Origin of the sequence: Aeromonas sobria (assembly GCF_000820145.1) — a bacterium.
GTDB classification, from domain to species: domain Bacteria; phylum Pseudomonadota; class Gammaproteobacteria; order Enterobacterales; family Aeromonadaceae; genus Aeromonas; species Aeromonas sobria.
Genome location: NZ_CDBW01000042.1, coordinates 17730 through 37206, shown reverse-complemented (window position 1 = coordinate 37206; position 19477 = coordinate 17730). Strand labels below are relative to the sequence as shown.

Below are 19477 nucleotides of genomic sequence, written 5' to 3'. Positions count from 1 at the left end.
CGCGGTACCACAACAAAACCGGAGGGTAACGTGCTAAAACTCGCCCTACAAAGTCTCTGGGCCCGTCGCCTCACCGCCGGACTCACCCTGCTGGCCGTTGCCATCAGCGTCACCCTGCTGCTCGGGGTGGAACGGGTACGCACCCAGGCGCGCGAAAGCTTCTCCAACACCGTCTCGGGTACTGATCTCATCGTTGGCGCTCGCTCAGGTCAGGTGAACCTGCTGCTCTACTCGGTGTTTCGCATCGGCAACCCCACCAACAACGTGGGGTGGGACTCCTATCAGGCCATCAAGCAGAAACCCGGCGTTGCCTGGACCATCCCGCTTTCGCTTGGTGACTCCCACAAGGGATTTCGGGTGCTCGGCACCAATGGCGACTACTTCACCCACCTGAAGTACGGTCAGCAGCAGTCGCTGCAACTGCGGGAGGGGCGGCCGTTCGAGACGCCGTTTGAAGCGGTACTGGGCGCTCAGGTGGCCGAGAAGCTGGGCTATCGGCTCGATCAGGCCATCGTCATCGCCCACGGCGCTGGCAACACCTCGTTCAGCCAGCATGACAACCTACCGTTCAAGGTGGTGGGAATACTGGCACCGACCGGCACCCCCATCGATCGCACCATCCATGTGCCGCTGGCGGGGATCGAGGCGATCCATCTGGGCTGGGATACCGGCCGCCACAGCAAGAACGTGACCGCCGAGCAGGCGCTGGCACTGGAGCTCACCCCGAAAACCATCACCGCCTTTATGGTGGGCTTGAGCAACCGGATTCTGGCGTTCCAGCTGCAGCGCAGCGTCAACACCTATGCCAAAGAGCCGCTGATGGCGATCCTGCCCGGTGCCGCCCTGCAGGAGTTGTGGAGCCTGATGAGCGTGGCGGAAACCGCCCTCTCGGTGATCGCCGGTTTCGTGGTGGTGGCGGGCCTGATCGGCATGCTGACCACCCTGCTGGCGGGGCTTAACGAGCGGCGCCGGGAACTCGCTATTTTGCGTTCCCTCGGCGCTGGCCCTTCCCACCTGTTCCTGCTGCTGGCGCTGGAGGCAATGGCGCTGACCACGGTCGGCATCGCCCTCGGGGTCGCCGTGCTCTATCTGGGGCAGGGGCTTGCCACGCCCTGGCTGCTCAGCCACTATGGCCTGCAATTAAGTCTGGGGCTGCCGAGCACCTACGAGTGGCAACTGCTGGGGGTGGTGTGGCTGGCGGGCATGGTGATCGGCCTGCTCCCTGCCGCCCGCGCTTACCGCTATAGCCTGAGCGATGGCATGAGTATTCGCGTCTAGCGAGACGCCCAAAATAGAAACAGAAGGACAGATGATGAAGTGGAAAATAGTGGCGCTGCTGGCCAGCCTGCTGGTGCTGCCCGCCATGGCCGCCGATTACAAGACCATCGACTGGGATGTGCTGATCCCGGAGGGGGAAAAACTGCTGCCACCCCCTCAGGTGAGTCACGATGGGGATCTCACCTCCGTGCCGCAGCCGGTGGGCGGGGTGAACAAGAAGCTGAACAGCCAGGATGTGCGCATTCCGGGCTTCGTGGTACCGCTGGAAGGGGATGCCAAGAAGATCACCGCCTTCCTGCTGGTGCCCTACTTCGGCGCCTGCATCCATGTGCCGCCGCCCCCCACCAATCAGGTGATCTATGTGAGCTACCCCAAGGGTGCACCGGTGGATGATCTGTGGGATGCGATCTGGGTGAAGGGCAAGATGCGCACAATAAGTTCCAGCCACGAGATGGCCACCGCCTCCTACTCGATGGAAGCGGTCGAGGTGAGCGTCTACGAGGAGTAATCCTCCCGTTGAAAAAAAAGCGGCCTCCACGGAGGCCGCTTTGTTATCTTGGCCTCAGGGTTGGAGTAACATTCATCTCCTGAACCTGTGCTAATGGAGTCAGCATGGCAGACCTCCCGCCCCCCAAGAAAGAGAGTTCGATCCTGAGCAGTCAGGAGCAGACCCTGCGTCTGGCCCGCAGTCGCGGCATCGACGGCATGCTCACCCGCAACAGCGACAGCACCTTCGAACAGCGCGCCACCTTTCGCCATCTGGCGGATCAGGCCGCCCGCCAGCGTAATCTGGAAGCCATCATGGTGATGGCCGCTCGCCACTGTGAAGAGACGGCAGCCGGAGGGGAGATGGACAGCGACTGGCTGACCCGCTTCCTGCATCTGGCGGAAGATATCAGCATGGTGCCGATGCAGCAGCTGTGGGGGCGGATCTTCGCGCTGGAGATAGCCACCCCGGGCCGCTTCTCCATCCGGGCGCTCTCCACCCTCAAAGAGATGACCCAACGGGAAGCCCAGCTGTTTCAGCGTATCTGTTCACTGACCTGCCGCTACACCGGCAGCGACGAGCAGCGGCTGTTGCTGGGGTTGCACAAGGGTGCCAGCCTGCTGAGCCGTGCCAAGGCAACCCGCCTCGGCCTTGGCAAATACCGGCTGCCCTACAACGCCCTGCTGCAGCTGTTCGAGCTGGGTCTGCTGCACCGCGGGGAGCTGGAGTCCGGCCCGCTGCCCGCCGATGGGGTCGAGCTGGAGTTCGGCAACCAGCGCTGGCGGCTGCAGTGCAAGCAGCACAACATCACCCTGCTCTACTACCGGCTCACCCCGGTGGGCAACGAGCTCGCCCAGCTGCTGCAAGAGTCGCCGCTGGAGGAGTACCTGCAGGATCTGAAAACCGTGCTGGTGCAGGGGATCCAGATTGAAGTGATGCAGCTGGTCAGCGAGACCGCACCCCATACCCCTGACGCCACCCCCTGAGCGTCGATGGGGGCAACACGCCCACCGACTCCCCCCAGATCCCGCTCACAGCACCTCACTCAGCAAAGTGAGGTGCAAAATGCAGATCTCCTCGTCTCTCGCTGCCCATTTTTTGCACATTGCAACTGCAGCACCGCTGCTCTCACTGGCTGCGCCCCCTTATTGACACAAAAGTCACTTGATGTGGTTGATGGCCCGCCCTTTGCAAAGGTTTTGATACAGTTTAAAACTTAACCACCACAGCTCGGGAGCAAGGCCATGAGAATCAATCAACCGGTTACCCAAAGGGAACGCCTCTATCCAGACCACCAGAGCCTGATCTCCACCACGGATCTGGAGAGCCGCATCACTTACGCCAACGACGAGTTCTGCGAGATTGCAGGCTTCCAGCTGGATGAGCTGGTCGGTGAACACCACAATCTGGTGCGCCATCCGGACATGCCGAAACAGGCCTTTGCCGATCTGTGGAACCATATCCGTGATGGCAAGAGCTGGATGGGGCCGGTGAAAAACCGCTGCAAGAACGGCGACCACTACTGGGTCAGCGCGTTTGTCACCCCCATCAAGGATGCCAGTGGCAGAGTGGTGGAGTATCAGTCGGTGCGCACCGCCCCGAGCGAAGAGATCAAACAGCGGACCGAGAAGGTCTATGCTGACCTGCGCAATGACAAGCTGCCGCTGGCACTCAAGCTGCCCACCTTCTCTCATACCCTGACCATCAACCTCTGCCTGCTGCTGAGCCTGCTCGCCATGTTTGCCCTCGGTTACAGCCACGAGATGAACTGGCAACTGGCGCTGGTAGCCCTCCCGCTGGCCGTGGCCGCCGTGACCCTGAATGCCCTCTCCCGTCGCCTCGGCAAGCTCAACAAGATGGCCCGCAGCCGCTTCGATAATCCGCTGATGCAGTTGCTCTACACCAACAAGGTGGACAACATCGCCGCCATCGAACTCTCGATGCTGCTCAATCAGGCCGAATTCAACGCCGTGCTGGCCCGCACCCAGCAGACTTGCAGCAAGATCCTGCAGGCCGCCGAGGGGGATCTGCGCAACGCCGAATCCATCACCGACAACCTGCAACAGCAGCAAGCCGAAACCAATCAGGTGGCGACCGCCGTTACCGAGATGTCGGAGTCCATTCGCGAGGTCTCGCAAAGCACCAGCGACTCCTCCAGCCTGCTGGATGAGACCGCCGTGCTCTTCAAGAGCGGCAATAGCAGCGTGGCAGAGACAGTTGCAGCCGTAGCCGGTATGAACAGCGAGCTGACCACCTCCAAAACCGTTATCAGCGCGCTGGTCGGCCACTGCCGCGATATCGACGGTATCCTCGATGTGATCAACAACATCGCCAACCAGACCAATCTGCTGGCCCTCAACGCCGCCATCGAAGCAGCCCGGGCTGGCGAAGCAGGCCGTGGCTTCTCGGTGGTGGCCGACGAAATCCGCTCGCTGGCCATCAAGACCCAATCCTCTACCAGCGAGATCCAGAAGATGATCACCGAACTGCAAAACAGCTCGGGCCAGGCAGAACAGGCGATGGAAAAAGGGTGCCAGCTCGCCGACAGCTGCCAGCAGAAGGCATCGGCCACCGGCGCGGTACTGCAGCAGATCAACAACATGTTGCAGCAGGTGGCCTCCGGCAGCGGCCAGATTGCCCAAGCGGTACAGGAGCAATCCCACGTTACCGCCGAGATCAACCGCAACGTGCTCAGCATCAAGACCCTGGCCGATGACTCCAGTGTCGGCAGCCAGCACGCCGTGCACGGCATCACCCAGCTGGTCAACCAGTTGAGCGATCTCGACCGGCTGGTGCGCCAGTTCCAGAAAACCGCTCCGGCGAACCAAAGCCGCTATGAAGCCGCAGCCACCCGCGCCGTCCCGCTGCGCCAAGCCAGATAACCACTACCCAAACAATCACCGCAGAAAAACCCTATGAGCCTTTGGGCCCATAGGGTTTTTTAATGCCCGCCAACAAGAGGACGACATCCTCGCTTCACTGTCCGATTTCCCTCTGCGCTGATAGGCGGCTGTTCTTGCACGAGCACATCGCCGCCCGTTATTGATTAATTTGTTGATCTGGTTCAGAAAACTGCCCGCTTCCACTTTCCACCCCAGCCCCGTTCGGTAACATAGTCGCTTGGCAACCTCTCGCAGGAGTCAGCCATGAGCCAAGCCAGTGCCAAATCTCAGGTAAAGCAGCAAGCTGGAGGCTGAAATTCAGGGGCGGTAGCGTGGTTTTTGTCGGTTGGCGCAGCGTAGCCAAGCCCAATAGACGAGCGTTATCGCGTCAACCAGAGCGGGATAAACATGTATTTGCCCGAACGGTAAAATAAATGTTCAAATACGTTTCGCGGTAAACGTTGGGCTTCACTGCGTTCAGCTCCAACCTACTATTTTTAGCCCAATATATGAAATAACACATAGATTTGAAACTTACACTTTTCATCATAAATTCAAGGCATAACAGAATTAAATGGAAGGTATCACTATTAACTCATTGCTAAGGATAACAAACTGGCTAAAAATGATACTTTATTGTTAGATGGAATAGTCGACGACCGCATCGAAAAGAAGGTTCCATCAAATAGAAATGATGAGGTTTTTGAATACCTAGCATTTGAACAAATTTTAAAAGATTATGATTTATCACATGACGATATCCTATATGGTTCTGTAGATGGCCGTAATGATGGCGGCATTGATGGTTTTTTCATTTTTATTAATGGTCACTTGTTGACAGAACCAGAATCATTCATTTGGCCTAAGTCTGGTTCTGAATTAGAAGTTTGGATTATTACTTGTAAGCATCACGATACGTTTAAACAAGCACCAATTGAAAGTTTATACTCAAGCATTTCAGAATTGTTAGATTTGAGTTTAGACTCTCAAGAGTTAAGTGGTGACTATTCAGAAAAAATATTAAAAACTCGTGAAAATCTAAAATATGCATACCGAAAGGTCTCTCCGAGATTAAGTAAATTCCATATTAATTACTCCTATGCATCTAGAGGAGATACAGGTAGCATTGGTACTTCTGTTAATTCACGAGCAGAACAAATTGTTGCAATTACAAAAGAATGCTTCGGGTCATGCAATGTTTCATTTAAATTTTTTGGTTCAACAGAACTAGTTGAATTACACCGAAAGAAACCAAACTTTTCTTTAGAATTAGCATACTCCAAAGTATTAACTAGTGGTGAACGATATGTATTACTAGCTAATTTAAAGGATTATTATGGTTTTATTTCTGATAATGGCAAACTAAGACGCTATCTCTTTGATTCGAACGTTCGCGATTTTATGGGGTTAAATCGTGTTAATGAAGACATACGAGATACATTACAGGATGAATCTTCTCCTGATTTTTGGTGGTTAAATAATGGTGTAACAATACTGGCTACATCAGCTAATGTAATTGGTGACTCTATACAGTTACAAGATATACAAATTGTGAATGGATTGCAGACGACAGAGTCAATTTTTAGATATTTCGAATCTGGAGGAAAAGATCCTGAGTCTCGCTCTATTCTTATTAAAGTTATAGTCTCTCAAGATGAGAATATTCGTGATAAAATTATTCGCGCAACAAACAATCAGACAGATGTTGAATTAGCATCACTACATGCTACAGATAAGATACAGAGAGATATTGAAGATATTCTTGAAAGAGCCGATTTGTATTATGAGCGCCGGAAGAATTTCCACATAAATATGGGGATTCCATCTTCAAAAATCGTCACGCCACTATACCTAGCCTCTGGATATGTAAATTTAATATTAAAGTCGCCTCAAAAAGCATCGTCATTACGTGCAAGATTTATGCGTTCTGACAATGCATATAATCAAGTATTCTCTCAAAAGTCCCCGTTATCTGTATGGCCTAAAATTGCTGTAATACTTAAGAAGACTGATGAGTCGTTAGAGGAATTTCGCCCTATTGGATCGTTTGGAAATGAAAATTTCTTAAAAAAATGGAGGCAAATCGTTAGTTTAATAACAGTAAGTAGATTTTTTGGTAAATATGATTTCAATGCTAACGACCTAGAAAAGTTTGATTTATCTTTTTACACGAAAGAGCAAATATCCACAACGTGGGACTTTATTAAAAAAATTAGACCTATAGATCAAAACGGTAAAAAAGTAAAAAGCAAGAACTTCTTTATAGACCTATGCATTGAAGCATCAAAAGAGTTTTCCATTTCAAATAGTGAACGTATTGAAAAAGAAAAACTAGTGAGTTACTCCCATTCTATTAACACCAAAAGTAAGCAGGCAATAGACTTATCTTTCGCGTTAAAAGTCAACGAATTGTTGCCAAAGCAACCGTGGAAGCCTGGCATTCACAAAATTATTACGAAAGAGCTTCAGTGCACAAACAATCAGTATTTTCAAGCAGTTCAATTATTAATTGATGAAGGATACCGCAATAAACAAATAGACGGTGTGGTATATGATGCCGATGGGGATGTTATTGCTTTTGATCCCGATAGAGTTAATCCAGAGACAATGCAACTATTTGGTGAAGATGAAAATTAACTCAGAACCCGTAGGTTCGGATAACGCAGCGTATTCGAACAATCGAGACTACCTGTACCAAGATATAGGTAAGGATCGGAAGATCCCGTTGCAGGGTTTATACCGGCAGCATTGAGTTGGTTCAATATTCGCTGGGGGGACGGGCAAAGATTGCCTCTTTGCCCGCCTCGCCTGCTCTTTGCTTACAGCACGGCTCATTACCCTGTTGCCGGAATAATGCTCCGGCTTCCTTTATCAGACAGAGCAACGCAGCAACTACAGGTAGCCCCCCTGCCGCAGGGCGGTCAGCAGTTCATCCATCAGCACCTCCACCGGTTTACCGGCATTCAGCAGATGAATTTCCGGCTGCTCCGGCGCCTCGTAAGCGGAGTCGATACCGGTAAAATTCGTGATCTCCCCCGCCCGCGCCTTTTTGTAGAGCCCCTTGGGGTCGCGCTCTTCGCAGACGGCGAGCGGCGCATCAACAAACACCTCGACAAACTCCCCTTCCTCCAAGAGACTGCGCACCAGCGCCCGCTCGGCACGAAACGGCGAGATAAAGGCGGTGAGCACGATTAAACCCGCATCCACCATCAGTTTGGCCACCTCGCCGACCCGGCGGATATTCTCCTGCCGGGCGGCATCATCGAAACCAAGATCGCCACAGAGGCCGTGGCGCACATTGTCGCCATCGAGCAGATAGGTGTGCTTGCCCTCAGCGGCCAGCGCCTGCTCCAGCGCCCCCGCCAGAGTCGATTTGCCTGCCCCCGACAACCCGGTAAACCAGATCACCAGCGGTCGTTGCCCCTTGGCCTCGGCCCGGCTGGCCTTGTTCACCGCATGCGGGTGCCATACAACGTTATTCATCCAGACTCCTTCTTTTCGGCGCAATCCCGCCCCTCACCCTAGCCCTCTCCCAAAGGGAGAGGGCACACTGACTCCCTGCCCCCCTCTTTTCCTCGGCGGCAGGAGGGGTGGGAATAACGGGGGACGCTCATCATCCTGCTCTCTCCCGCAGGGAGGGAGAACAACGATCTATTGCTTGTCGCTGTCGTTGCCGATGGCCAACGCCTGCCAGTGGGGGAAGTGCTTGCGTACCAGCGCGTTGAGCTCGATTTCGAACTCGCTGTAGTGCCCTTTTACCGCTTTGGCAGCCAAGCCTTCCACTATCATGCCGGCGCCGACGGTGACGTTGGTCAGCCGGTCGATCAGGATAAAGCTGCCGGTGTCGCGGATCTCCCGATACGGGTCGAACGCTACCGGATCGGTGAGGCTCAGCTCGCACAGGCCGATCTCGTTGAGCTTGAGTTCGTTCGCGGGCAGCTCATCCAGCTTGTTGATTTCGATGCGGTGGTGGATGGCCTCCACCTGACCGCGACTCTTCTTGGTGGCCAGTTTGACGTCGTAGACCCGGCCCGGTTGCAGGGACTCCTCCCCCATCCAGACGATATGGGCCAGCAGGTTCTGGGTCACTTGCGGACGGTTGGCCGTATCCACCAGCAGGTCGCCACGGCTGATGTCGATTTCATCGGCGAAGGTGATGGTGATGGCCTGACCCGGCAGGGCGTACTCCAGATCCCCGTCGAAGGTGACGATGCGGGCCACTGTGCTCTCCTTGCCGGACGGCAGCACCGCAAGCCGGTCGCCCACCCGCAGGATGCCGGAGGCGAGCGTGCCCGCGAAGCCGCGAAAATCGAGGTTGGGTCGGTTCACATACTGCACCGGCAGACGCACCGGATGACGCTCCAGTTCGCGCTCTACCTCAGCGGTTTCAAGCAGAGAGAGCAGAGTCTCACCTTGGTGCCAGGCCAGCTTGTCGCTCGGGTTGACCACGTTGTCACCGTCCAGCGCCGAGACCGGCACGATATGGATGGTGTCGACGCTGAGCTTCTTGGCAAATTCGCGGTAATCGGCACTGATGCGCTCGAACACCTCCTGACTGAACTCCACCAGATCCATCTTGTTGACCGCTACCACGAACTGCTTGATGCCAAGCAGGCTGGCAATAAAGCTGTGGCGACGGGTCTGATCCAGTACCCCCTTGCGAGCGTCGATCAGAATGATGGCCAGATCGCAGGTGGAGGCGCCGGTGGCCATGTTGCGGGTGTACTGCTCATGGCCCGGGGTATCCGAGATGATAAATTTGCGCTTGGCGGTAGAGAAATAGCGGTAGGCCACGTCGATGGTGATGCCCTGCTCGCGCTCCGCTTGCAGGCCGTCTACCAGCAGCGCCAGATCCAGCTTCTCGCCGGTGGTGCCGAGCTTCTGGCTGTCGGACTCCAGCGCTTTGAGCTGATCTTCATAAATCTGCTGGGAGTCGTGCAACAGGCGACCGATAAGGGTGCTCTTGCCGTCATCCACGCTGCCGCAGGTGAGAAAACGCAGCAGACTCTTGTGCTGCTGGGCGTGCAGATAGGCTTCGATGCCCTGTTCGGTGATGGCGGTCTGAATATGGCTGTTCATGCTGACGACTCCTTAGAAATATCCCTGACGCTTCTTCTGCTCCATGGAGCCGGCCTGATCGTGGTCAATCAGCCGCCCTTGCCGCTCGCTCGAGGTGGTGAGCAGCATCTCTTCAATAATTTCCGGCAAGGTGGTGGCATCGGATTCGATGGCCCCGGTCAGCGGGTAGCAGCCAAGGGTGCGGAAGCGCACCAGCTCCTGCTTTACCTCATCCTCGGCGGTCAGCGGCATGCGATCGTCATCCACCATGATCTTGATGCCGTTGCGCTCCACCACCGGACGATGGGCCGCGAAGTAGAGCGGCACTATGTCGATGTTCTCGAGATAGATGTATTGCCAGATATCGAGCTCGGTCCAGTTGGAGAGCGGGAACACCCGGATGCTCTCCCCCTTGTTGACCTGGCTGTTGTAGACGCGCCATAGCTCGGGGCGCTGGTTCTTCGGATCCCAGCGGTGGGACTTGTCACGGAAGGAGTAGACCCGCTCCTTGGCGCGGGACTTCTCCTCGTCGCGGCGGGCGCCACCGAAGGCGGCATCGAAGCCATATTTGTTGAGTGCCTGCTTGAGCCCCTCGGTCTTCATGATGTCGGTGTGCTTGCCGCTGCCGTGGACGAAGGGGTTGATGCCCATGGCGAGGCCATCCGGGTTCTTGTGGACGATGAGATCCAGCCCGTACTTTTTGGCGGTCTCGTCGCGGAAGGTGATCATCTCCTTGAACTTCCAGTCGGTGTCGACGTGCAGCAAGGGGAACGGGATCTTGCCCGGATAGAAGGCCTTGCGGGCCAGATGCAGCATGACGGAGGAGTCCTTGCCGATGGAGTACATCATCACCGGGTTTTCAAATTCGGCAGCCACCTCGCGGATGATATGGATGCTCTCGGCTTCCAGCTGCTGCAGGTGAGTCAATCGTTCACGGGAGATACCGGCTGGGGTGTTCTCCACATGGGGTTGCTGCAAGTGAGTCACTCTTTCACGGTCCATGTTGGTCCTCGGGTCATTGCTAATGCGCCTGCTCGGGGCGCTGGGTGGTTCAGTGCACGGCCGCACCGGCAGCCGCATCAAATATCTCTGTCTGGCTCAGGCCAGCTGCACCAGCTTGAGGTCGCAGCCATCGAGATCCGGGTTAGCGCGCTGCTTGCCGCCCTGTTCCCCGCTTTTTTCCCCAAACCAGGCGAGCCGCTCGCGCAGTGCCACCACTTCGCCGATGACGATAAGCGACGGGCTCACCGCCTGTTTGGCCAGCTCCGCCAGATCCGCCAGCGTGCCGGTCAGCACCCGCTGACGGGCGGTGGTGCCGCGCTCGATGATGGCGATGGGGGTGGCTTGGCTTCGGCCGTGATCCACCAGCTGCTGCTGGATATGCTCGGAGCGCATCAGCCCCATGTAGATAACCAGGGTCTGACTGGTGGCGGCGAGCTGCTGCCAGTCGGGCTCCTTACCCTCTTTCTGGCAGTGGCCAGTGATAAAGACGGCGCTCTGGGCGTAATCGCGGTGGGTCAGCGGGATACCGGCATAGGCAGTGGCACCGGCGGCGGCCGTGATGCCGGGCACCACCGAGAAGGGAATGCCTTCATCGGCCAGCACTTCCAGCTCCTCGCCGCCACGGCCAAACATGAAGGGATCGCCCCCTTTCAGTCGCACCACCCGGTTGCCCGCCTTGGCGTACTCCACCAGCAGGCGATTGGTCTCCTCCTGCGGCACGCTGTGGGCGCCCGCCTTCTTGCCGACCGACACCAGAGTGGCATCGCGGCGCACCAGATCGAGGATCTCAGGCGAGACCAGCTGGTCGTAGAGCACCACTTCCGCCTGTTGAATCTGTTGCAGCGCCTTTAGGGTCAGCAGGCCCGGATCGCCGGGGCCCGCGCCGACCAGCACCACTTCCCCCACTTCGCTCTTGGCGTGGTCGAGGCCATCGCTTAGCCACTGCTCGGCGCCTTGCCAATCCTCTTTTTCAATCAGGCTGGCGAGGGTGTTGGAGGCAAACGCGCGCTCCCAGAAGCGGCGGCGATCGGAGATAGAAGAGAGCACCCGCTTGGCCTTGTCACGAACCCGGCCTGAGAGCTCGGTCAGCCCGCCAAGATGGCGCGGCAGCAGGCTCTCCAGCCGCTCGCGCAGCAGGCGCACCAGCACCGGCGCCTTGCCACCGCTGGAAACAGCCACCATCAGCGGCGAGCGATCGATGATCGAGGGGAAGATAAAGCTGGAACGCTTGGGGTCATCCACCACGTTGACGAACAGCCCCAGCTGGTTGGCACTCTGATAAACCAGTGCGTTGACTTCGAGATTGTCGGTTGCTGCCACCACCAGGATCTGGCCTGCCAGATGGGCCGGGGTGAAACGCTCCGCCAGATGGGTGAAGCGGCCGGCAAATTCAGTGAATTCCGGTTCAAGCTCCGGGGAGACCAGGGTCAGCCGAGCACCGGCTGCCAGCAGCAGGCGCGCCTTGCGCAGGGCAACCTCGCCCCCGCCCACCAGCAGTACCGGGCGGCCTTCCAACTTGGCAAACATAGGTAAATAATCCATTTCGGCCCATCCCTCGGAACACGACTAATATGGGGCGACTATAGGCAGGGCAGCTTATCCCTCAAAATAATAAAAAATGCTTTTTAATGCTTTTAAGTAATTAGCAAAGCCAATTCACGACAAAGGCGAGTGAAGTCACTTGTGGTACCTGACGCCAGACCATAGGCTAGGGGCTGTGTTTCATAAGGAGCTAAATGATGAATGAATCATTGATTGTGCTAGGGATTTTCGTGTTCCTGGTGATCGTCACCCTGAGCGCGGGCATCAAGATAGTGCCACAGGGCTACAACTGGACCGTGGAGCGCTTCGGCCGCTACACCCGCACCCTCTCCCCCGGCCTTAACTTGCTGATCCCCTATGTTGATCGGGTCGGTCACAAGATCATCATGATGGAACAGGTGCTGGACATCCCGGCGCAAGAGGTGATCTCCCGCGACAACGCCAACGTCACCATCGACGCCATCAGCTTTGTGCAGGTGGTGGATGCCCGCAAAGCGGGTTATGAGGTCAACGATCTCACCAGCGCCATCCGCAATCTCACCATGACCAATATGCGGACCGTGCTCGGCGCCATGGAGCTGGACGAGATGCTCTCCCAGCGCGACACCATCAACGAGAAGCTGCTGCGCACCATGGATGCCGCCACCGCCCCCTGGGGCATCAAGGTGACCCGCATCGAAATTAAAGATGTGCGCCCACCGCTGGCACTGGTCGAGGCGATGAACGCCCAGATGAAGGCCGAGCGCCAGAAACGGGCCGAGGTGCTGGAAGCCGAAGGAGTGCGCCAGTCCAAGATCCTGAAAGCGGAAGGCGAGAAGCAGTCCCAGATCCTCAAAGCCGAAGGTGAGCGCCAGGCCGCCTTCCTCGCCGCCGAAGCGCGGGAGCGGGCTGCCGAGGCGGAAGCCAAGGCGACCCACATGGTCTCCAAAGCCATCGCAGAGGGTGATATGCAGGCCATCAACTACTTCGTGGCCCAGAAATATACCGAAGCGCTGGCCCGCATCGGTGAAGGCCCCAACAGCAAGATCATCATGATGCCGCTGGAAGCGGGCAGCCTGATTGGCTCTGTGGCCGGCATGGCCGAGCTGTTCAACAAAGATGGCAAGGGCAGCAAGTCATGACAGCCCTGTTCGAGGGGCTGACCCACTGGCACTGGCTGGGGTTCGGCTTCATTCTGCTGGCCATCGAGGTGCTCGGCTCGGTGGGCTTCCTGCTCTGGACCGGCATCGCCGCGCTGGAAGTAGGGCTACTGCTGCTGGTCTGGCCCTTTGGCTGGCAGGTGCAGTTGCTGCTGTTTGCGGTGCAATCCCTGCTCACCACCTGGGCCTGGTGGCGCTGGCAGCACCAGCGTGACAACTCAGGTCAGGATGCCGCCAGCACCATCAATGAGCGGATGCAGAGCTATATGGGCCGCGAGCTGACCCTGCTGGATGATGTCGCTCAAGGCACCAGCCGGGTACATCTGGACGACACTGTCTGGACAGTGCGCTGCGACGCGTCACTGCCAGCGGGCAGCAAGGTCAGGGTGGTGGGGGCCGACTCCCACATCCTGCTGGTTGAACCGCGTAACTGACGGCACACGGCCATCGAACCATAAAAAAGCCCGCGATCGATCGCGGGCTTTTGTTTCTCTGGCTGCCACTCAGGTACGCAGCCGGTCGAGCTGGCTGGCCAGCGCAGTAGCCGCTTGCTCCAGTGCCTCGCTCAGCTGATGGCTGGAGCTGGCCTCCTGTCCGATCACGTTGGCGGTGTCGCCGATCCGCATCAGGTTCTGGTTGATGGTGTCGCTCACCGCACTCTGCTGCTCGGCGGCGGTGGCCACCTGACTGATGTGGTCGTGGATCTGCTGGATCTGGGCCACCACCCGATTGAGCGCCTCGAACGCCTGCTCGGTGCCCTGCACCGTGGTGGCAGAGCGCTCGATACCGGTATTCATCAGACGCTGGCTGCTGCTCACTTCGGTCTGCAGACTGCCGATCAGCTGGCCAATTTCGTCGGTCGACTCCCGGGTCTTGGTCGCCAACGCCCGCACCTCGTCCGCCACCACAGCAAAGCCGCGTCCCATATCACCTGCCCGCGCCGCCTCGATGGCGGCATTGAGGGCCAACAGATTGGTCTGCTCGGCAATGGCGCGGATCACATCGAGGATCCGGCTGATATTGGTGCTGCGCTGGGCCACCAGCGCCACCGCCTTGTCCGCCTCATGCATATCGCCAACCAGGGTGTGGATCTCGTTACGCGCATTGCTGAGGGTCTGTTGGGCGGTATTGATGTGGTGGGTCGCAGACTCCGACTCCTGCGCCGCCTGTTCGGCATAACCCGCCACGCTGACCGCAGTGGTACTCATCTGATGCATGGCGCTCACCACGCTCTCCAGCTCCAGATTCTGCTCATCCAGACTGTTGCGCATGGTGTCGGCGGTATGTTTCATCTCCCGCGCCTGCTGATAAACCTGCTGGCCGATCCCCTTACTCATTTGCACCATACCCCGCAGCTTGCCGAGGAAGGCATTAAGCTGGGAGCCAAGATCGATCAGCTCCTGATGGGTGTCGATATCCATCTGCTGGGTCAAGTCCCCCTCATTGCTGGAGAGATGACCTACATGGCGACTGATGAGGGAGAGCGGCGCGGTAATGGTCTGGATAAACCAGACCAGTAGTCCCAGCACCAGCAGGATGATGACCCCCATCGCCAACACCTGCTGCCGTTGGGCATCTCCCAACAGAGTGCCAAGCTCACCACTGATGGTGTGCGCCTTGCTCAGTGCCAACGCCTTGGGCACCTTGATCATCAACCACCACTGGGTATTGGCCACCTCGATCCGGATCGGTTGTTGGAGAATGAAGTCACTGTCGCTACTCACCGGCTGACCGGTCGGCAGGGTCAGGCCCACCTCCTTGAGCGGACGACCCAGCTTGTCGGCATAGCGGTTGCTGCCCACAATAAGCCCCATCTTGCTGACCAGGGTCACATCGGCCTTGTTGTCATAAAGGCTCTTGCCAAGATTTTCAGCCAGTTGTTGAAAGATGGGCAGGTTCATATCCACCCCGGCCAGCCCGACAAACTTGCCATCATGGAGAATGGGCACAGTCAAACTGGTCATCAACATCTTGTTGCCCGGGCTTATCTCGTAGAGGTAGGGTTCCATCAGGCAGGGCTGGCGAGTGTCGCGGCCACAGAGATACCATTCGCTGTTACGAATGCCGAATTCGTTGAGAGAGGTATCGAACTTGGCCTCGCTGGTCGCAGCATCAATCTGCTGCTGGGTGACCGTCCCCCCTTGGCCCTTGGTGAAATAAATCTCCAGACTCCCCTTTCCCACCACCGAGTGGCTGGCCCCCGCCAACCAGTTGCCATCCTCGCCGTCATAACCATCCGGTTCAAACTGGGCGTAGATGGAGCTGATCCCGCTCGCCTGTTGCAAGCTGCTGCCGAGCAGCGACTCGACCTGCGGCCGCGACAACCGCAGCTCCGGCTTGGCCATCCCGGCTTCAATCTGGGCGGCCACGGTCAGGGGGATCTGATAGGAGTTCTGCATCAGCGAGGCGATCTGGATGGCATAGCGCTCCGCCTGATACTGCAGGCTGCGGGAGACCTCTTGCTCCAGCGCGGCGCTGGTCTGGGTCATCACCATGCTACGAAGGGTGCTGAAGGAGGCCGACTGCAACAGGGTCATGGCTAGCCCAGTCAGCAGAAACAGTCCCATGGTCAGGCACAACAACTTGAACTTGAGGGAGCGTTGCTTCATGGGGCAACTCCTTATGGCAGGGTGACAACGAATTATCTGAGTATATTCCCCCACTTGCGTTTCACCGGATTTGTGATGGGTTTGTCGCCAGCTTCTGGTTATAATTTTCGCCTTCCCGAGCGTTGATGGAACAGTCGCAATGAGCAATGCACTGAGCAGTGTCCCGCCGGTAGTCGAAATGGACTACCCCTTTCCGGCCAAGCCTATTCCCCTGAGCACCGAGCAGAAAACGACCTTGATCGCAGACATCAAGGCGCTGCTCCAGACTCGCAAGGCGGTACTGGTGGCCCACTACTACACGGATCCCGAGATCCAGGCGCTGGCCGAAGCCACCGGCGGATTCGTCGGGGATTCGCTGGAGATGGCCCGCTTTGGCCGGGATCATGAGGCACAGACCCTGATCGTCGCCGGGGTGCGCTTCATGGGTGAGACCTCCAAGATCCTGAGCCCCCATAAGCAGGTGCTGATGCCGACCCTGAAGGCTGAATGTTCCCTCGATCTGGGCTGCCCTATCGATAAGTTCTCGGCCTTTTGTGACGCCAACCCCGACCATACCGTGGTGGTCTATGCCAATACCTCGGCAGCGGTCAAGGCGCGGGCTGACTGGGTGGTCACCTCCAGCATCGCGCTGGAAATTGTCGAGCACCTCGATAGCCAGGGTCACAAGATTATCTGGGGCCCGGATCGCCATCTGGGTGCTTACATCGAGAAGAAGACCGGCGCCCAGATGCTACGCTGGCAGGGCCACTGTATCGTTCACGACGAGTTCAAGGCCCGCGCCCTGCGCGAGCTGAAAGAGCAAAATCCGGACGCCGCCGTGCTGGTTCATCCGGAATCCCCCGCCTCGGTGATCGAGCTGGCCGATGCGGTGGGCTCCACCAGCCAGCTGATCAAGGCCGCCAAAGAGCTGCCCCAGCAGAAGCTGATCGTGGCAACCGATCGGGGCATCTTCTACAAGATGCAGCAGGCCTGTCCGGATAAAGAGATGGTGGAAGCACCGACCGGTGGCGATGGCGCCACCTGCCGCAGCTGTGCCCACTGCCCCTGGATGGCGATGAACGGTCTGGTGGCGATCAAAGCCGCCCTCACCGATGGCGCTGAGCCGCACGAGATCCATGTAGATGAGGAACTGCGGGTGAAAGCGCTGATCCCCCTCGATCGGATGCTCAACTTTGCTGCCGAACTCAAGCTCAAGACCCAAGGCAACGCTTGATTGCAACGGGGATGAGATGCAAAGAGGGCACCCGATGGGTGCCCTCTTGTTTTATGGGATGTGGCTGAAGTTAGATGATCACGGTAGAGAAGCTGTGCTCTTCATCCGGCTCAACAGTGACCCCCGCCTCACCAGCGATGGCCGCCTCGACACACAACATGGTGCGATAACCATCGTCGCTCATGTCGGCCATGGCGGTGGCGCCTTCCAGCCAGGGGGTCCAGACCACCACGCTGTCGTGGTGGCCGCTCATGACCCGGGTCTCACGCTCGCCATCTTTGACGCAAACCAGCGCCTCTGGCTGCCAGTAGACCCGATCCAACGCGCCATTGAGGGTCAATGCACCCTGCTGCTGGGCATCCTGTCCGGTCAGCTTGTCGGCATAGGGCTCGCCCAGACCGGTCACACTCACAGCTTCTGGTGCGCTGATAGCAAGATAGGTGTGCAACGCACCGCTATAAGTCAGCGGCTGAGCGCCGGTGTTGCGAGTGGCCAGCACCAGCGAGAGCTCTTTGCCCACCAGCACATCCAGCTCCAGCTCGAAGGCATGATCCCACAGGGCGCGGGTCCCATCACTATCACGCAGAGACAGATGGACGAGCGTGCCATCAGCATGGTCGGACACACCGTCCAGCTCCCAAAGGGTGGTACGGGCGAAACCATGGGAAGGCTTGCCACTGCCGACGCGCGCTGGCGCCGGGCCAAACCAGGGCCAGCAGAGCGGGATACCGCCACGGATCGGCTTGCTGCCATCCAGCACAGCCTTGTCGCTCAGCCAGATGGAGGCGGGCTCACCATGACGCTGATAGCTCAGCACATGAGCACCAAACAGACTTATCTCTGCCTTGCCATAGTCATTGTTGATGGTGAGAACCGGCAGACCGGCCGCATTGTTGGCGAGCTGGCAGTTGGCGGTCAGAGGACGAATGGTATGCATATGGACTCCTGTCATCAGGGGAAGCGAAAAACAAAAAGGCGGCCAATGGCCGCCTTTTTTAAGCTACGCGATTGCGCATCCCAAATTACTTGGAGATGTGAGCGATCAGGTCCAGAACTTTGCTGGAGTAGCCCATTTCGTTGTCGTACCAGGACACAACTTTAACGAACTTGTCGTTCAGCTGGATACCGGCTTTGGCATCGAATACGGAGGTCTGACGCTCACCGATGAAGTCGTTGGAAACAACTTGATCTTCGGTGTAGCCCAGAACGCCCTTCATGGAACCTTCGGAAGCGGCTTTCATTGCAGCACAGATCTGCTCGTAAGTAGCAGGCTTCTTCAGGTTAACGGTCAGGTCAACAACAGACACGTCCGGAGTCGGAACACGGAAAGCCATACCGGTCAGCAGGCCTTTCAGTTCTGGGATAACTACGCCAACAGCTTTAGCTGCACCGGTAGAGGACGGGATGATGTTTTGGCCAGCGCCACGACCACCGCGCCAGTCTTTGGCGGACGGACCATCAACGGTCTTCTGGGTAGCAGTGGTAGCGTGAACGGTGGTCATCAGGCCAGACTCGATACCGAAGGTATCGTTCAGAACCTTGGCGATCGGTGCCAGGCAGTTGGTGGTGCAGGAAGCGTTGGAAACGATGTCCTGGCCAGCGTAGGTCGCGTCGTTAACACCCATTACGAACATCGGGGTAGCGTCTTTGGACGGGCCAGTCAGAACAACTTTCTTGGCACCAGCTTGGATGTGCTTACGTGCAGTAGCGTCATCCAGGAACAGACCAGTCGCTTCGGCAACAACGTCAACACCGATTTCGCCCCACTTCAGCTCAGCTGGGTCACGAACGGCGGTAACGCGAACGGTTTTACCGTTTACAACCAGGTTGCCGTCTTTAACTTCTACGGTACCGTTGAAACGACCGTGAGTTGAATCGTACTTCAGCATGTAAGCCATGTAGTCAACATCGATCAGGTCGTTGATACCAACAACTTCGATGTCTGCACGCTCGCAAGCCAGACGGAATACGAAACGACCGATACGGCCAAAACCGTTGATACCTACTTTGATAGTCATAATTTTGTTACCTAACTGTTCAGTAGTTAAAGAAAATTCCGTTTGTAAATTTACTAGAACTCTCAGGTGAGTCAACCAACTTTCTGTCTGAAATTGCGCTACGTCATGAAAAACTGTGAAATTAATTTTCTGTTTATGTAACTGATTACCATATTTTGATGAAAATAGTGTCATAACGGGGTCGTGCACAGAGATCCACAATAGTGCCTGCCCGGTCACACAACCATTCACAGAGATATGTAAAAATGT

General features: G+C 57.0%; 15 protein-coding genes. 8 read left to right on the top strand and 7 right to left on the bottom strand.

What is annotated here, in order from left to right:
• Window positions 1–30 precede the first annotated feature (30 nt).
• The 5 genes from BN1135_RS18155 (at window position 31) to BN1135_RS18135 (ending at window position 7284) form a co-directional block, all read left to right on the top strand.
• The gene (locus tag BN1135_RS18155) at window positions 31–1278 is read left to right on the top strand and encodes an ABC transporter permease (protein ID WP_042023522.1); all 1248 of its coding nucleotides are present in this window, start codon (window positions 31–33) and stop codon (window positions 1276–1278) included.
• 31 nt (window positions 1279–1309) lie between these two features.
• On the top strand, window positions 1310–1786 hold the full coding sequence (locus tag BN1135_RS18150) for a DUF3299 domain-containing protein (RefSeq protein WP_042023520.1): 477 nt from the start codon (window positions 1310–1312) through the stop codon (window positions 1784–1786).
• A gap of 104 nt (window positions 1787–1890) precedes the next feature.
• Window positions 1891–2751: a TIGR03899 family protein gene (locus tag BN1135_RS18145; protein ID WP_042023518.1), complete on the top strand. Its 861-nt coding sequence runs from the start codon at window positions 1891–1893 to the stop codon at window positions 2749–2751.
• A gap of 258 nt (window positions 2752–3009) precedes the next feature.
• Window positions 3010–4647, top strand: coding sequence for a methyl-accepting chemotaxis protein (locus BN1135_RS18140; protein WP_042023517.1), 1638 nt, complete (start codon window positions 3010–3012; stop codon window positions 4645–4647).
• A 636-nt stretch (window positions 4648–5283) separates the two neighbouring features.
• On the top strand, window positions 5284–7284 hold the full coding sequence (locus BN1135_RS18135; RefSeq protein ID WP_213391085.1) for an AIPR family protein: 2001 nt from the start codon (window positions 5284–5286) through the stop codon (window positions 7282–7284).
• Between the two features lie 255 nt (window positions 7285–7539).
• On the opposite strand, the gene cysC is transcribed toward BN1135_RS18135, so the two are convergent.
• The 4 genes from cysC to cysG all read right to left on the bottom strand — a co-directional run bounded on the left by cysC (window position 7540) and on the right by cysG (window position 12249).
• Window positions 7540–8130, bottom strand: coding sequence for an adenylyl-sulfate kinase (gene cysC / locus BN1135_RS18130; RefSeq protein ID WP_042023513.1), 591 nt, complete (start codon window positions 8128–8130; stop codon window positions 7540–7542).
• A 168-nt stretch (window positions 8131–8298) separates the two neighbouring features.
• Window positions 8299–9726, bottom strand: coding sequence for a sulfate adenylyltransferase subunit CysN (gene cysN, locus BN1135_RS18125; RefSeq protein WP_042023511.1), 1428 nt, complete (start codon window positions 9724–9726; stop codon window positions 8299–8301).
• A gap of 12 nt (window positions 9727–9738) precedes the next feature.
• Complete coding sequence (cysD, locus tag BN1135_RS18120) at window positions 9739–10707, bottom strand: sulfate adenylyltransferase subunit CysD (RefSeq protein ID WP_082186840.1); 969 nt, start codon at window positions 10705–10707, stop codon at window positions 9739–9741.
• Window positions 10708–10803: 96 nt separating this feature from the next.
• Window positions 10804–12249 (bottom strand): siroheme synthase CysG, encoded by a 1446-nt coding sequence (gene cysG, locus BN1135_RS18115; protein WP_042023509.1) that lies wholly within the window; start codon window positions 12247–12249, stop codon window positions 10804–10806.
• Between the two features lie 197 nt (window positions 12250–12446).
• Between cysG and BN1135_RS18110 the strand changes: the two genes are divergently transcribed.
• Window positions 12447–13370 (top strand): SPFH domain-containing protein, encoded by a 924-nt coding sequence (locus BN1135_RS18110; protein WP_042023506.1) that lies wholly within the window; start codon window positions 12447–12449, stop codon window positions 13368–13370.
• Entirely contained in the window at window positions 13367–13822 is a 456-nt protein-coding gene (locus BN1135_RS18105; protein WP_042023504.1) for an NfeD family protein, read from the top strand. The genes BN1135_RS18110 and BN1135_RS18105 overlap by 4 nt, the downstream gene beginning before the upstream one ends.
• A 69-nt stretch (window positions 13823–13891) precedes the next feature.
• On the opposite strand, the gene BN1135_RS18100 is transcribed toward BN1135_RS18105, so the two are convergent.
• The gene (locus tag BN1135_RS18100) at window positions 13892–15997 is read right to left on the bottom strand and encodes a methyl-accepting chemotaxis protein (protein ID WP_042023502.1); all 2106 of its coding nucleotides are present in this window, start codon (window positions 15995–15997) and stop codon (window positions 13892–13894) included.
• A gap of 139 nt (window positions 15998–16136) precedes the next feature.
• On the opposite strand from BN1135_RS18100, the gene nadA reads away from it, so the two are divergent.
• Window positions 16137–17210: a quinolinate synthase NadA gene (nadA, locus tag BN1135_RS18095; RefSeq protein ID WP_042023501.1), complete on the top strand. Its 1074-nt coding sequence runs from the start codon at window positions 16137–16139 to the stop codon at window positions 17208–17210.
• Between the two features lie 70 nt (window positions 17211–17280).
• Here the strand turns inward: nadA and BN1135_RS18090 are convergent, their stop codons facing one another.
• Complete coding sequence (locus BN1135_RS18090; RefSeq protein ID WP_042023499.1) at window positions 17281–18147, bottom strand: D-hexose-6-phosphate mutarotase; 867 nt, start codon at window positions 18145–18147, stop codon at window positions 17281–17283.
• An 85-nt stretch (window positions 18148–18232) separates the two neighbouring features.
• On the bottom strand, window positions 18233–19228 hold the full coding sequence (gene gap / locus BN1135_RS18085; RefSeq protein ID WP_042023497.1) for a type I glyceraldehyde-3-phosphate dehydrogenase: 996 nt from the start codon (window positions 19226–19228) through the stop codon (window positions 18233–18235).
• Window positions 19229–19477: the final 249 nt, after the last annotated feature.

Bases quoted from the DNA above. Each gene is read 5' to 3' on its own strand.
- BN1135_RS18110 (WP_042023506.1), top strand. From the start codon at position 12,447: ATGAATGAATCATTGATTGTGCTAGGGATTTTCGTGTTCCTGGTGATC.
- gap (WP_042023497.1), bottom strand. From the start codon at position 19,228: ATGACTATCAAAGTAGGTATCAACGGTTTTGGCCGTATCGGTCGTTTC.
- BN1135_RS18090 (WP_042023499.1), bottom strand. From the start codon at position 18,147: ATGCATACCATTCGTCCTCTGACCGCCAACTGCCAGCTCGCCAACAAT.
- BN1135_RS18145 (WP_042023518.1), top strand. From the start codon at position 1,891: ATGGCAGACCTCCCGCCCCCCAAGAAAGAGAGTTCGATCCTGAGCAGT.
- cysG (WP_042023509.1), bottom strand. From the start codon at position 12,249: ATGGATTATTTACCTATGTTTGCCAAGTTGGAAGGCCGCCCGGTACTG.
- cysD (WP_082186840.1), bottom strand. From the start codon at position 10,707: ATGGACCGTGAAAGAGTGACTCACTTGCAGCAACCCCATGTGGAGAAC.
- BN1135_RS18100 (WP_042023502.1), bottom strand. From the start codon at position 15,997: ATGAAGCAACGCTCCCTCAAGTTCAAGTTGTTGTGCCTGACCATGGGA.
- cysC (WP_042023513.1), bottom strand. From the start codon at position 8,130: ATGAATAACGTTGTATGGCACCCGCATGCGGTGAACAAGGCCAGCCGG.
- BN1135_RS18150 (WP_042023520.1), top strand. From the start codon at position 1,310: ATGATGAAGTGGAAAATAGTGGCGCTGCTGGCCAGCCTGCTGGTGCTG.
- nadA (WP_042023501.1), top strand. From the start codon at position 16,137: ATGAGCAATGCACTGAGCAGTGTCCCGCCGGTAGTCGAAATGGACTAC.
- BN1135_RS18140 (WP_042023517.1), top strand. From the start codon at position 3,010: ATGAGAATCAATCAACCGGTTACCCAAAGGGAACGCCTCTATCCAGAC.
- BN1135_RS18105 (WP_042023504.1), top strand. From the start codon at position 13,367: ATGACAGCCCTGTTCGAGGGGCTGACCCACTGGCACTGGCTGGGGTTC.
- cysN (WP_042023511.1), bottom strand. From the start codon at position 9,726: ATGAACAGCCATATTCAGACCGCCATCACCGAACAGGGCATCGAAGCC.